The 13,747-nt window shown below is 65.3% G+C and carries 10 protein-coding genes; 5 read left to right on the top strand and 5 right to left on the bottom strand.

Going from position 1 to position 13,747, the window contains the following annotated elements; all coding sequences use genetic code 11:
- Nucleotides 1-26: 26 nt before the first annotated feature.
- Nucleotides 27-875: an MBL fold metallo-hydrolase gene (locus IVB26_RS30965; RefSeq protein WP_247968828.1), complete on the bottom strand. Its 849-nt coding sequence runs from the start codon at nucleotides 873-875 to the stop codon at nucleotides 27-29.
- 93 nt (nucleotides 876-968) lie between these two features.
- Nucleotides 969-2,129 (bottom strand): acyltransferase family protein, encoded by a 1,161-nt coding sequence (locus IVB26_RS30960; protein ID WP_247968827.1) that lies wholly within the window; start codon nucleotides 2,127-2,129, stop codon nucleotides 969-971.
- A 275-nt stretch (nucleotides 2,130-2,404) separates the two neighbouring features.
- Between IVB26_RS30960 and IVB26_RS30955 the strand changes: the two genes are divergently transcribed.
- On the top strand, nucleotides 2,405-3,220 hold the full coding sequence (locus tag IVB26_RS30955) for a response regulator transcription factor (RefSeq protein ID WP_063196665.1): 816 nt from the start codon (nucleotides 2,405-2,407) through the stop codon (nucleotides 3,218-3,220).
- Nucleotides 3,221-3,307: 87 nt separating this feature from the next.
- Here IVB26_RS30955 and IVB26_RS30950 read toward each other — a convergent pair whose 3' ends face one another.
- Nucleotides 3,308-4,114 carry a transglycosylase SLT domain-containing protein gene (locus IVB26_RS30950; RefSeq protein ID WP_458309295.1) on the bottom strand — a complete coding sequence of 269 codons (807 nt, stop codon included), beginning with the start codon at nucleotides 4,112-4,114 and terminating at the stop codon, nucleotides 3,308-3,310.
- 52 nt (nucleotides 4,115-4,166) lie between these two features.
- Entirely contained in the window at nucleotides 4,167-5,303 is a 1,137-nt protein-coding gene (locus IVB26_RS30945) for an alpha/beta hydrolase family protein (protein WP_247968826.1), read from the bottom strand.
- 1,505 nt (nucleotides 5,304-6,808) lie between these two features.
- Between IVB26_RS30945 and pgm the strand changes: the two genes are divergently transcribed.
- The 4 genes from pgm to IVB26_RS30925 all read left to right on the top strand — a co-directional run bounded on the left by pgm (nucleotide 6,809) and on the right by IVB26_RS30925 (nucleotide 11,557).
- Nucleotides 6,809-8,455 carry a phosphoglucomutase (alpha-D-glucose-1,6-bisphosphate-dependent) gene (gene pgm / locus IVB26_RS30940; RefSeq protein ID WP_247968825.1) on the top strand — a complete coding sequence of 549 codons (1,647 nt, stop codon included), beginning with the start codon at nucleotides 6,809-6,811 and terminating at the stop codon, nucleotides 8,453-8,455.
- A gap of 304 nt (nucleotides 8,456-8,759) precedes the next feature.
- Complete coding sequence (locus IVB26_RS30935) at nucleotides 8,760-9,809, top strand: aromatic ring-hydroxylating dioxygenase subunit alpha (RefSeq protein ID WP_247968824.1); 1,050 nt, start codon at nucleotides 8,760-8,762, stop codon at nucleotides 9,807-9,809.
- A 3-nt stretch (nucleotides 9,810-9,812) separates the two neighbouring features.
- Nucleotides 9,813-10,565, top strand: coding sequence for a GntR family transcriptional regulator (locus IVB26_RS30930; protein ID WP_247968823.1), 753 nt, complete (start codon nucleotides 9,813-9,815; stop codon nucleotides 10,563-10,565).
- 11 nt (nucleotides 10,566-10,576) lie between these two features.
- Entirely contained in the window at nucleotides 10,577-11,557 is a 981-nt protein-coding gene (locus IVB26_RS30925; protein WP_247968822.1) for a PDR/VanB family oxidoreductase, read from the top strand.
- 201 nt (nucleotides 11,558-11,758) lie between these two features.
- Here the strand turns inward: IVB26_RS30925 and IVB26_RS30920 are convergent, their stop codons facing one another.
- Nucleotides 11,759-13,720: a putative bifunctional diguanylate cyclase/phosphodiesterase gene (locus IVB26_RS30920; RefSeq protein WP_247968821.1), complete on the bottom strand. Its 1,962-nt coding sequence runs from the start codon at nucleotides 13,718-13,720 to the stop codon at nucleotides 11,759-11,761.
- Nucleotides 13,721-13,747: the final 27 nt, after the last annotated feature.

Here is a 13,747-nt window from a genome sequence, read left to right as displayed (position 1 = left end):
CTCGATCGCGAGCTGATCGATGGCCCTCAGACCTCGATGCGCGTGAGATCCTCGCCGAGCACGACCGGCCCCGCGTAGTCCTGCCTGACATCCGCAAGCAGCGCGTCCAGCATGGCATCGTCGGTGCGCGGCCGGTGGTGGGTCAGCGCGAGCTTCTTGACGCCGGCCTTGGCCGCGATCTTGCCGACGGTATCGCCGCAGGCGATGGTGAATTGCGCAAGGCGGCGCAGGTGCTCGTTGTTGATCTCCGGTGTCGCGAGAAAGCAGCACTGAACCAGCAGGTCGGCTCCCTGCGCCAGCCGCTCGAGCCCGGGGCAGGGGACAGTGTCGCCGGAAATCGCAATGACCTTGCCCTCCGCTTCGAAGCGGTAACCGAGACACATCCAGCGCGCGAGGAAGGCGGGCGGCATGTCGAGGCCGTCGCCATGCGAGACCAGCTCGGCGCTGATCTTCCAGCGCCCGGTGTTGAGAATGGGACCCGGTACGATGTCCGTTGCGACAACGGGTTTCCAGCCGCCGAAGGTCGGTTCGCCCTTATCCCGCCAGGTGATGTCCTTGTCGTAGACCTGCGTGACCAGCGTGTGGACGAGTCGCTCGGTATCCGGCGGTCCATAGATGCGCAGCTCGTCCTTGCGCCCGTGCATCCATGAATTCAGCATCACGTCGTAGAGGTCGCCGATGTGGTCGAAATGATGGTGCGTGAGAAAGACCGTGTTGATGGCGCCGAGCGGAACGCCGGCCTTGCTGAGCTGCACCATGACGCCGCGGCCGGCGTCGAACAGGATATTCTCGTCGCCGAGCCTGATCAGCGTGGCCGTTGCCATGCGGCGCGGGTCCGGGCGCGGGCCGCCGGTGCCGAGCAGTATGACCTCCATGGTGCCCACTCCATCGTGAAGGTTCTTCACAGTAGATGCGATGGCGGCAATGAAGCAAGCCGCATCAGGCCGGCAGGGATGGAGCAGGCGCGTTCAGCGCATGCCGGCCGCCGTGGCGGCAATGGTCGGCCGGAGGCTTGATCGGCCCGGTCCCGCTTTTGTCAGGCGATGCGCCAGGTTCTGCGCGTGCCGTTCGACCAGATGCCATGTCGCGCGCGCGACGAGATAGCTCAGCGCGGCGGTGACGACATAGGCGATGAGCAGCGAGACCAGCCCATCGGCGAGCGGCCAGAGCTGACGCAGCCCATAGATCACCGCGAAGTGCGACAGATACATTGAATAGGAGTTGCGGCCGAGCGCCTCGAGCGGCTGGAAGCGGATGGCAAGCTTGATGCAGCCGGCCACCAGCGCGCCGAGCACGAGGTTGATCATCAGATAGTTGAATTCATGCGAGCCGGTCGCGCGGTCGGCCGCAAAGGACAGTGCGATGAAGGCCGCGAAGATCGCGGCGTCGGACCGGGCGAAGCCGTCGCGCAGCGCGAAGAACAGCGCGCATCCGATCAGGAAGACCGGCAGCTGGTTCAGGAAGCTGATGTGGAGCGTGGTCCAGACGAATGCCTCGTGGCCGGGGCCGTAATAGGCCGAGAACAGCGCGAAGGCCCACGGCTTGAACAGGATGACATTGACGAGATGCAGCACGATCGCCAGCGCAACATAGAGATGGCGGCGCGACCCGAACGCAGTGATCAGAAGCGGGAAGACGAGATAGAAGGTCATCTCCGCCGCGATCGACCAGTCGCCCGGCACCACGCTGTTGACGCTGTCCGGCCAGAAGCCGTGCAGGAAGGTCGCGGTCAGGATCAGCTGAACAGGCCCGATGCCATTGGGCGCGTTGGCGCTTGGTCCGGTGCCGTTGATGGCGAGGTAGACCGGGATCGCCAGCCAGAACAGCGGCGCGATGCGCAGGAACCGGCGGATGTAGAATTTGCCGGTCGCATTCGTCTCGCCGCTGCGCTGCGTCCACATCAGGCACATCGTCATGGCGCTGACGAAGTAGAACACGTTGACGCCGGTCCAGCCGCACATGAAGGCGAAATCGACCGCGTGAATGTTGGACGGAAATGCCTGCGAGACGTGGATTGCCATCACCCCGGCAATGGCAAGGCCCCGCAGGACATCGAGCGTGTGCGAACGGGCGAACGGCGCCGTGCCTTGCTCGGTTCGACCGGCAGCCAACCGGGCCTGCCCCTGCATCACGCTTGCTCCGTGGTTTCGCATCTTGTAGGCGGGACAATAGAGGTGCGGCCGGGCCTTCCGAAGCCGAAGGCCTTTTTTACGTTAACCGGCGGTTGAGTCCGATGCCGAATGTCCGGGTGGGCTTTCGCGACCCAGGCCATCCTGCGCTTGATGCGCGGATTGAGAATTGTGGGCCAATTCATACTTAATGGTTGAGGATCATGAGCAATATTGTTTGCGCGTCGCAACCCGCCTAATATTCCGGCGGCTAATTTCGGGGGCTCGAACAAGTCGTGAATGTACGTTCACATGACGGCGCATTGCGCGGCGAGATGGATCGCCAGGTCGGGTCGCAGGCACACAGGATACCCAAGACCGTGGTTGATTCCGCACGTCAGGAAGTGCGTCCCGCCGGCCGCGAGCGGCTGATCGTCGTCGAGGACGATCCGGTGACGCGGACCATGCTGGTCGGCTATTTCAGCGAGAACAATTTCGACGTGGTCGGCGCCGGCTCCTGCGCGGAATGCCGCCAGGCGCTGCGCGCGCGCACCGACCTCGTCTTCCTCGATCTGCAGCTACCCGACGGCGACGGCTTCGAGCTCGCCAAGGAGATCCAGGCGACCAGCAATGCGGGCATCATCTTCGTGACGCGCCGCGACACCGACGTCGATCGCATCCTCGGCCTCGAGATCGCCGGCGATCACTACGTCACCAAGCCGATCAATCTGCGCGACCTGCTCGCGCGCGCACGCAGCGTGCTGCGGCGGCGCTCGCTCGACCGCAAGGCAGCCCGCAACCACAATTCGATCGCCTTCGGCGACTGGATCATCGACCTGACCCGGCGCGAATTGCTCGGCAGCGACGGCAAGCCGGTGGCGCTGACGCGCGCCGAATTCGATCTGCTCGCCGCGCTGGTCGGCGCCGACGGACGGCCGCTCAGCCGCGACTATCTGATCGAGGTCGTCAGCAATCGTCAGGCCGAGGTCGACATCCGCACGGTCGACGCGCTGGTGGCGCGGCTGCGCCGCAAGCTCGTCGGCAGCGGCACGCCCGTGATCGCGACCGTCACCGGCGTCGGCTACAAGCTCGCGCTCAGCGAGCGGCTGTAGAGCATGATCCGGACCCGAAGGGCCGCGTGAGCGCAAAGTGTGCAGCGGTTTTCCGAAGAGATCATGCTCAAACAATAGAGCATATCTTCATCGCGAGGCGACGCGCTTCCATCGTGCCTCGATCCGAGCCTTGATCTGGCTGACCCTAGCCTCGTGCGCGGCCCAATAGGCGCGGCTGGCGGCCGCGGTGCCTTGGCGATAGCGGGCATAGACGGCTTTGGGCTGCAGCGCCACCTTCGGACGGCTCGCCGGTTTGGCCGGAGCCGCCGCTTGAGCTGCGGGCGTTGGCCGGGGCGCCGGATCCGGCACGGCCGCGACCTCGCCGTCTAGGGCCTTCGAATTCATGGCGACAAGACGGTTACGGGCCCGGTTGCAATAGACCTGCGACCGCGGCGTCATCTCTTCTTCACCATGGCCTGCCCGGTATTTCATGAGGGCGCGGCAGATGTCCCCGCCCGCCAAGCGCCAGGCCCGGCTGAGATAAAGCACCCCATAGTGGATATTGATGTCGGGTTCGGCGAGCTCCGCGTCGGTGCCCCGGAAGCCCAGCATCGCCGCCGTCTCGGGCCGCACCTGCATCAGGCCGATTTCACCGACGTTGCCGATCATAGCTGGATTGTATCCGCTTTCGACGAAGACGACGGCTTCGGCGATATCGGCCGGTAAATTGGTGCTCGCGGTTTCCCGCTCGATGATCTTCCGGATCATGGCCCGGGATGACGGCGTCTCGCCGGCACCGAGCTGCGCCCCGCCGCTCGGGATCGCCGACGGCGCGCGCGGCTTGTCCATGTTGCCGTCGCCGGCGTGTGCGCCGATCGGGGCCGACAGCAGCAGGACGAGCACCACGTGTCTCCACGTCGCGTCGAGATTGAAGCGTGCCAGATCCCACAGCATGAGTCTTCCATAGAGCTCCGGAGTTAACAAACCGGCCTCCAGCGCACGGCGACTAGCGCGCGCGGGCGCTCTGATCGGTGGACGTCGGTTGCGAGGGGCCGGCCAGATGGTCGTCGATCGCATAGAGCGTGCAGGTCGGCGACCATTTCATGCAGGCCGCCAGCGAGTCGCGCTGGGCCTCGTCAGCCGTCACGCGTCCCGCGCGCCAGCCATAGCCGCCGTTTGGCGACACCGCGAAAGCCTTGTGCGGCAGCGTGCTGGCGAGATAGCGCGCAAACTCGGCCCGCGCGGCCTCGTTGAGCTGGCGCGGCGGCGGCAAGGAATCGGGCGGGCTCAGGATGTCGCGGCTGGCGAGGGCGCGCTCGCGCAGGAAGGCGTCGACATAGGGCGTCCATTGCGGACGGCCCGCAACCGAATAGAGGTAGTGGCCGTCGTCGCCGTAAGCCGGCGCCGCGATGAATGTCGCGTTGCCGCCACTGGCGCGAAATCCGTCATGGAGACGGCGTGCGAGGTCGGGGCCGAAATACGAATCGTTGGTCGCATAGACCCAGAGCATCGGTACGCGCGAGGTCTTGCCGAAGCTGGTGAAGGCCTGCACCAGCCCATCCGGATTGCAGACGTCGTCGTCGTCGCGCGAGCCGCGGCCGCCGGCGAAGCTGATCGCGGCGACTAGTCCGGGCGGCGCCTGCGCGGTGAGCGCGACAGTGGCGAGCCCGCCGGCGGAATGGCCGGCCGCGATCATGCCTGTTGTCGTGACGTCAGCCCGGCGCGCCATCGCATCGATCGCGGCGCGTAAGTCCGCTACCGCGACCGCGGCCGCCGGCAAATAAGCGGCCTTCGCGCAACCGCCGACGCTATCGACGCGCCCGCCAGGCGAAGTGCCATAGCCGCGCCGCAGCACGATCAGCGCCGCAAAGCCGCGCCGGGCATATTCGAGCGCGATGCCGTAATATTTGTGCGCCGACATGGTCGCGCGGTCGTCGAAGCTGCGCGGCGAGCCGTGGCTGAGCAGCGCGAGCGGATAGCGCTTCGTCCCGGCAGGGCGGACCAGAAACGCCTCCAACCCCTGCGGCCCGGCCTCGGCCATGGGGATGCGCAGATCCTCGGTATAGAACTCCGCGGCAGGCGCCGGCGTACCGGCCACGAGGAGGCCGGCGATCAGCAGAAGCAGCTTGCGCAGGAGAGCCATGGAACGATTCGGAGGGCCACGATGGCGGGAAGCATAGCATGATCTCCTGACTTGAACCGTGACCTCGCAGCTATCGCCGTCGTCCTCAGGATGACGCGACGGGCGCCGGCCTGTGTCGCCCTCTGTCAATCCACCCCCACAAAAATATTCCACTTTACCGAAATTCGGTTTTGACGTATGTGTCGTTCATCCCGGCTCACCAAGAGGGGCGATCTTGTGTCGTCACGCATCGCGAGCCGGGCTTGCGGTGGACGCAGCAGCGTCGGCATGAGAGGTGCGGGCAGGGCGGGTAGTCCCTGTGAGCCCGAGGCTTCGTGCAGACGAGCGGCGCTGTTCAGTTCGTCTCGCCAAATTCTCTCGGCAACGTCGACAAGGCCGGGGGATAATGTGGTGACCAGCGAACGTGCGTACGGCAAAACCGTGTGGTCCTGGCCGTCGTTGCCACGGTCAAGTTCTTGCGAAGGTGCGAGCGAGCCCAACCGGGCAGACTGCATCATCCAATTCGCGGGGCGAGGGAGGCCAGAAGGAAAGTTCGGCTCCCGGGAGATCACGGCATAAGCCGTCCGACCACCGCGCAGGGAAGGCCGAGTGATCGGCATCACCTGTATGCTGCTGTGCGGTTCTTCCTGCGTGTGCATTTCGCGCAGCGGACCGCGGGTGCCTGCCGGCACCCGGCCTTCCCTGCGCCCTCTTGGATTTAGAGGGACGAAGACGAAGCAAAGCTCGGGCGAAACAAGCCGCGAGGTCGAAGAGCCATGTCTGCCGCCACACACGCGGTGTCATCGCCCGGTTCAACCGGGCGATCCAGTATTCCAGAGACGGTCGTGATCGAACCGAGAAGCCGCGGCGTACTGGATTCCCCGCTTTCGCGGGGAATGACAGGTCACTTGGGGAAGCAACTTGTCACCTCATCCTCCGTCATTGCGAGCGTAGCGACTTGTCCGCCGAGGCCTTGGCGAAGGCGGAAGCAATCCAGAATCCCTCAGCGGAGAGACTCTGGATTGCTTCGCTTCGCTCGCAATGACGATGTGGAGGTGGCGAGCGTCAATCCATCCCCGTCACCCTCGCGCAACGGCGAAGCCGTTGTCGCTCGGGGTGGTCGCCCCTTGGGCAAACCTCGAAGGGCCCGGCTAATCTCGGCCGTTCATCCTTCGAGGCTTCGCTTGCAACGCTCTCGCATTGCAAGCTTCGCACCTCAGGATGCGGGACCTGCAGATATCGTAGGGTGGGCAAAGGCGCTCTTGCGCCGTGCCCACGATCTCTCTCGACCGCGAAAGATACGTGGGCACGCTCCGCTTTGCCCACCCTACGGCACTGCGTGTCCGGATGTGCATTGGAGCATCGCGATGCTGCCGCCTCATGACGCTTCTCTGGGAGATCGGGGCTTTCGCTGCAGCCACCTACCCAAGGAACGCCTCCCCCATCGCGCGTGTTGTGCCCTTGGCGGGGGCCCGGCCGATGCTATGGTATCCCCGTGATCTCTTGCGACAGGACGAGGTACTTCAGTGGCTGATGTTCATCCCGCGGCAGGCAAGCAGGCCTCGCCGGACGCGCTCACCAACATTCCGCGGCTGGTGACGGCCTATTTCGCCGGCAAGCCCGATGTCGCGGATCCCGCGCAGCGCGTGGCGTTCGGCACCTCCGGCCATCGCGGCACCTCGTTCAAGAACACCTTCAATGAGGGCCACATCCTCGCGACGACGCAGGCGATCTGTGACTATAGACGAGAAAAGGGGCTGACCGGACCGTTGTTCATCGGCATCGACACCCATGCGCTGGCCGAGCCGGCGCTGGTCAGCGCCGTCGAAGTGTTCGCCGCCAACGGCGTCGACATCATGATCGACAAGGACGGCGGCTACACGCCGACGCCTGTGATCTCGCACGCGATCCTCACCTATAACAAGGGACGCACCTCCGGCCATGCCGACGGCGTCGTCATCACGCCCTCGCACAATCCCCCCGAAGACGGCGGCTACAAATACAATCCGCCGCATGGCGGTCCCGCCGACACCGACGTCACGGGCGTGGTCGAAAAGCGTGCCAATGCCTACCTCGCCGATGCTCTCAGGGGCGTGAATCGCATCGACTACGACAAGGCGAAGAAAGCCGCGAACGTCCACGCTTACGACTTCATCACGCCCTATGTCGCTGATCTCGGACAAGTCGTCGATCTCGACTTGGTCAAATCCGCCGGCATCAATATCGGCATCGATCCGCTCGGCGGCGCCGCCGTGGATTATTGGCATCCGATCATCGAGCGCTACGGCCTGAAGGCCACCGTCGTGAACGAGGCGATCGACCCGACCTTCCGTTTCATGACAGTCGACTGGGACGGCAAGATCCGCATGGACTGCTCCTCGCCTTACGCGATGGCGAGCCTGATCGGGATGCGCGACCGCTTCGACGTCGCCTTTGCCAACGACACCGATGCCGATCGCCACGGCATCGTGACGCGCACGGGCGGCCTGATGAATCCGAACCATTATCTGGCGACCGCGATCTCCTATCTGTTCGCGCATCGCCCGAACTGGAGCAGGGATGCCGCGATCGGCAAGACCGTGGTGTCGAGCTCGATCATCGACCGCGTCGCCAAGAAGCTCGGCCGCAAGCTGGTCGAAACGCCGGTCGGCTTCAAATGGTTCGTGGACGGCCTTCTCACGGGCGGCTTCGGCTTCGGCGGCGAGGAGAGTGCAGGGGCCTCGTTCCTGCGCCGCGACGGCGGGGTGTGGACCACCGACAAGGACGGAATCATCCTCGGCCTGCTCGCCGCCGAGATCATGGCGAAGACCGGCCGCGACCCCAGCCAGCTGTTTGGCGAACTCACCACAGAGTTCGGCGTGCCGCATTACGCGCGCATCGACGTCGCCGCGACAGGGCCGCAAAAGAACATCCTCAAATCCGTCACGCCGGAGCAACTCGGCCTGAAGGATCTCGCCGGCGACCCTGTCCGCTCAACGCTGAGCAAGGCGCCCGGCAACGGTCAGCCGTTTGGCGGCATCAAGGTCGAAACCGATTTCGGCTGGTTCGCCGCCAGGCCCTCCGGCACCGAGGACGTCTACAAGATCTACGCCGAAAGCTTCCGCAGCACCGAGCACCTGAAGCGGATTCAGGAAGAGGCGCAGGCGGGTTTGGCGAAGGTGTTCGGGGCGTAGGTGCCGAGCCCGTACGATTCTCGATCTGCCGCGGCGAGGGCGCCCTTGCTGCATCTTCCGCCCGGGCCGCAGTCACCACCGTCATTCCCCGCGAAAGCGGGGAATCCAGTACTCCGCGGCTGTCATTTGGACAGACAATTTCCGCCGCGGAGTACTGGATCGCCCGCCTGCGGGCGACGACTGGGAGTTCGATGTATACAAATCAGGGCAGCTAGGTATTATAGTACATCACATTTACCCTTGAACGATTCCATTCCCGCGTTATTGTATACACAACGTATTCATAAGCCGAGGGAGTGAGACCGTGACAAAGCCCTTCCCGATGAACGCCTGGTACGCCGCCGCCTGGGACGCCGAGGTGAAGCCGGCGCTGCTGCCGCGGACGATCTGCGGCAAGCATGTCGTGATGTACCGCAAGGCCGACGGTTCGGTCGCTGCGCTGGAAGATGCCTGCTGGCACCGCCTGGTGCCGCTGTCCAAGGGGCGGCTCGAAGGCGACACCGTCGTCTGCGGCTATCACGGCCTGAAATACAACGCGCAAGGTCGCTGCACCTTCATGCCCTCGCAGGAGACCATCAACCCGTCGGCCTGCGTCCGCGCCTATCCCGTGGTCGAGCGCCACCGCTACATCTGGCTCTGGATGGGCGATCCCGCGCTGGCCGATCCCGCGCTGGTCCCCGACATGCACTGGAATCACGATCCGGCCTGGGCCGGCGACGGCAAGACCATCCATGTCAAATGCGACTATCGCCTCGTGCTCGACAATCTCATGGACCTCACCCATGAGACGTTCGTGCACGGCTCCTCGATCGGCAACGAGGCGGTCGCCGAGGCCCCGTTCGACGTCACCCATGGCGAGAAGACGGTCACGGTGACGCGCTGGATGCGCGGCATCGAGCCGCCGCCGTTCTGGGCCAAGCAGCTCGGCAAGACCGGTCTCGTCGATCGCTGGCAGATCATCCGTTTTGAAGCACCATGCACGATCGCGATCGACGTCGGCGTCGCGCCGACCGGCACCGGCGCGCCCGAAGGCGACCGATCGCAGGGCGTCAACGGCTTCGTGCTCAACACCATCACGCCGGAGACCGAGAAGACCTGTCACTATTTCTGGGCCTTCGTGCGCAACTATCAGCTCGACGAGCAGCGCATCACCACCGAGATCCGCGAGGGCGTCTCCGGCATCTTCCACGAGGACGAGCTGATCCTCGAGGCGCAGCAGCGCGCCATGGACGAGAACCCCGACCGCATCTTCTACAACCTCAACATCGACGCCGGCGCGATGTGGACGCGCAAGCTGATCGACAGGATGGTGGCGAAGGAAAACGGGCCGCAGCATCTTCAGGCCGCGGAGTAGAACATGGCCGAGCGTGAAGTCGACCGCTCTGTCTCGCAGACCGTGAAGGCGCAGCTCGCGCTGCGCGACCAGATTCTGTCGGGCGCCTTGCGCCCCGGCGAGCGCATCTCCGAGCTCCAGGCGGTGGAGACGACCGGCGCCTCGCGCACCCCGGTGCGCATGGCGCTGGTGCGGTTGGAGGAGGAGGGGCTGCTGGAAGCGATCCCTTCCGGCGGCTTCATGGTGAAGGCGTTTTCGGAGCGCGACATCTCCGATTCCATCGAGCTGCGCGGCACGCTCGAAGGCCTCGCCGCGCGCTTTGCCGCCGAGCGCGGCGTCTCGGCGCGTGAGCTGGAGCCGCTGAAGGAGTGCCTCGCCGCGATCGACGAGCTGTTGCGCCAGGTGCCGATCTCGATTGAGGCCTTCTCGTCCTATGTCGCGCTGAATGCGCGCTTCCACGCCCTGCTCACCGAATTGTCGCGCAGCCCGCCCTTGATCCGCCAGATCGATCGCGCCTCCGCGCTGCCTTTTGCATCCCCGAGCGGCTTCGTGATGGCGCAATCCGCGCTCCCCGAGGCGCAGCAGATCCTGATCATCGGCCAGGAGCACCATCGCGTCGTGATCGACGCCATCGAGAACCGCGAGGGTGCGCGCGCCGAAGCGGTCATGCGCGAACACGCGCGGCTCGCGGTGCGAAACCTGCGGCTTGCGCTGCGCAACCGGACCCATCTGGACCTCTTGCCGGCGCTCGCGCTGATCAAAACCGCAACCGATTGAGGGCAGCCGCCATGCGCTTCATCGAAACCTGGATTCCCGCGACGCTGGTCTCGACCCGCGATCTCGCACCCGGCATCCGCGAATTCCTGATCCGCCCCGATCAGTTCGACGGCGCGGCCTATCCGGTCGGCAGCCACATCAATGTCAGCGTCACCATCGACGGTCTTCCGGAGACGCGATCCTATTCGCTGGTCGGTGAGGCCACCTCGCAAGGCTTCAAGATAGCGGTGCGCCGCACGGATGATTCCCGCGGCGGCTCGCGCTACATGTGGCAACTCGCGCCGGGCGCGCGGCTCGACATCACGCAGCCCGCCTCGCTGCTTGCAGTCGACTGGGCGCGCGAACGCTACTGCCTGATCGCCGGTGGCATCGGCATCACCCCGATCCTCGGCGCCGCGCAGGCACTGGCGCGGCGCGGGGCCGACGTCACGCTGCATTATGCGGTGCGCTCGCGCGGCGAGGCCGCCTATCTCGACGATCTCGCCGCGATGCTTGGAGATCGCCTGGTCGTTCACGCCAGCGACGAAGGCCGGCGGCTCGATCTCGATGCGCTGTTCGCGTCGCTCCCCAAGGGCGCGCTGGCGCTGTTCTGTGGTCCGATGCGGATGCTCGACGCCGCGCGTCACGCCTGGATCGGCGCCGGCCATCCGCTCCCCGATCTCCGCTACGAGACCTTTGGCTCCAGCGGCACGCTGCCGACCGAGACGTTTCGCGTGCGCCTGAAGGGATCCGATGTCGAGCTCGAGATCCCGCGGGAACGCTCGATGCTGGACGTGCTCAATGCCAGCGGCCATGACGTGATGTACGATTGCAAGCGCGGCGAATGCGGCCTCTGCGCCATCGACGTGGTCGCGGTCGACGGCGAGATCGACCATCGCGACGTCTTCTTCAGCGATCATCAGAAGCAAAGCAACCAGAAGATCTGCGCCTGCGTCTCCCGCGCACGCGGCACGATTACCGTGGACACGCTGCTGCGCGCGGATACGATTTAACTGAGAGCTTGTTTGGGAAAAATGGACGCCGCCGCGGGCTCCACCTCTCCCGCTTGCGGGAGAGGTCGCGCCGAAGGCGCGGGTGAGGGTTCTCTCCTCTGGGGGACTCCCGCTGCGGAGCTACCCTCTCCCCAGCCCTCCCCCGCCAGCGGGGGAGGGAGCGCACCTCCCGCGTCGCCGGCAACAAGGCCCCAATCGTGCCTACGCCGCGTAAATCGCCCGATACTTCTTCGTCTCCAGCAGCGCCAGCACGCTATCCGCCGACACCGGCCGGCTGATCAGATAGCCCTGCGCCTCGTCGCAACTGATCTGGCGCAGATATTCGAGCTGGTCGGCGGTCTCGACTCCCTCGGCGACGACACCGATGCGCAGGTCACGCGCAAGACCGATCACCGATTTCACGATGGCGGCGCAGTCGGGCTGCACCAGCATGTCGCGGATGAAGGACTGATCGATCTTGATCCGGCTGAACGGCAGCTTGCGCAAATAGGTGAGGGAGGAGAAGCCCGTCCCGAAATCGTCCAGCGCCACGGTGACGCCGAGCTGCAGCAGCGCGTTCAAGACCGACTCGGCCGAGCCGTATTTCGACAGCAGCATCGATTCAGTGATCTCGATCTCGAGCCGGTGCGGGGCGATCTTGGCGTCGCTGAGCGCCTGCACGATGGTCTGGAGGATGCCGGCGTTGTGAAACTGCGCCGCGGAGAAATTCACGGCGACCCTGATCTCGTTCGGCCACTTGGCAACCGTCGCGCAGGCGCGGCGGATGGCCCATTCGCCGATCTCGTGGATCAGCCCGGTCTCCTCCGCAATCGGGATGAATTCGCTCGGCGGCACCAGCCCACGCTCCGGATGTTGCCAGCGGAGCAACGCCTCGAAGCCGGTGATCCGGCTTTCGTCGAGATCGAGGAACGGTTGAAACACGAGGAACAGCTCGTTTCGCGCGATCGCGCCGGCGAGGTCTGATTGCAGCGCCTTGCGATCGCGTGAGACCCTGTCGTCGGCTTCCTCGAAGAAGCGGATCGTGCCCGGCCCCGCCTTCTTGGCGCGGTAGAGCGCGGCGTCAGCATTCTTCATGACGTCGAGCGACGTGGTGCCGTCGCGCGGTGCCAGCACGATGCCGACGCTGGTCGCGCCCACGATCTGGCGGCCCTCGATCTGGAACGGCTCCTCGAAGGCTGCGACGAAGCGCTCGGCGATTTCGAGTGCATCTTCCGGCCGCGTCAGATTGTTCATGACCAGCGCGAATTCGTCGCCGCCGATGCGTGCGACATGTTCGGCCGCGCGCGTGCAGCGCTGCAGGCGGCCTGCGACCTGGACCAGGAATTCGTCGCCGGCAGGATGGCCGAACTTGTCGTTGACCTCCTTGAAGCGATCGAGATCGAGCAGGAGTACCGCGAACTCCTCGCCGGACAAAGCGAGCCGCCTCAGGGCGGCATCGAGCGTTTCGTTGAAGGCGACGCGGTTGGGCAGATGAGTCAGAGGATCCAGCCGGACCGTCCGCTCCGCCTCGATCTGGCGGATCACGCGCCGCGCGAACGCGATCGAATTGACGAACACGCCCCGCAGCAGCACGCTGCCGTAGACCACGACGAGGAAGGCGATCAGCAGGAAGGCGAGATCGCCGTTCCTGCCGAGGCAGATGGCGATGCCGAGGAAGATGGGCGCCGTGAAGGCGATGGCCGCGATCGGGATGGTGGCGAAGGCGAGCGCACCGCCGGCCAGCATGCCCGAGCACAGGCAGGTGATGACGAGCTGCCCGCCGGTCGAGGCATCGGCGAAAAAGGTGACTGGGACGATGCCCCAGGCCGCTCCGAGGACGAAGGCATTTCGCACGAGCCGATGCATGGCGCGGCGCGAGACGAATTGCGGTTTTGTGATGCGACGCGCGGCGCGGGATTGGACGCCGAATCCGATTGCGGCGGCGGCCACGGCGACCGCCCAGATCAGGGCAGGTATCCTGTCCGGCGACTGCCACAGCGCGATGGCGAGCACGATGGCGTTGCAGGCATTGGCGAGCATGATGCCCACCGAATAGCCGAGCACAAGCGACATCTGTTCGGCGCGGATATGGCCGGCCACGGCCTCGTCGGTTGCGGGACCGCCAAAGGCCGACAGATCGCCGGCGAACAGCCGCGCGAGATAGCTGGTCGTTTGAGTCCGCATCCCAGAGCCTAACATCGGCCGTTTGTC

Source organism: Bradyrhizobium sp. 195, assembly GCF_023101665.1.
Classification (GTDB): Bacteria; Pseudomonadota; Alphaproteobacteria; order Rhizobiales; family Xanthobacteraceae; genus Bradyrhizobium.
Note: the sequence above shows the minus strand (reverse complement) of the source record. Positions and strands in the feature narration are given on the sequence as shown.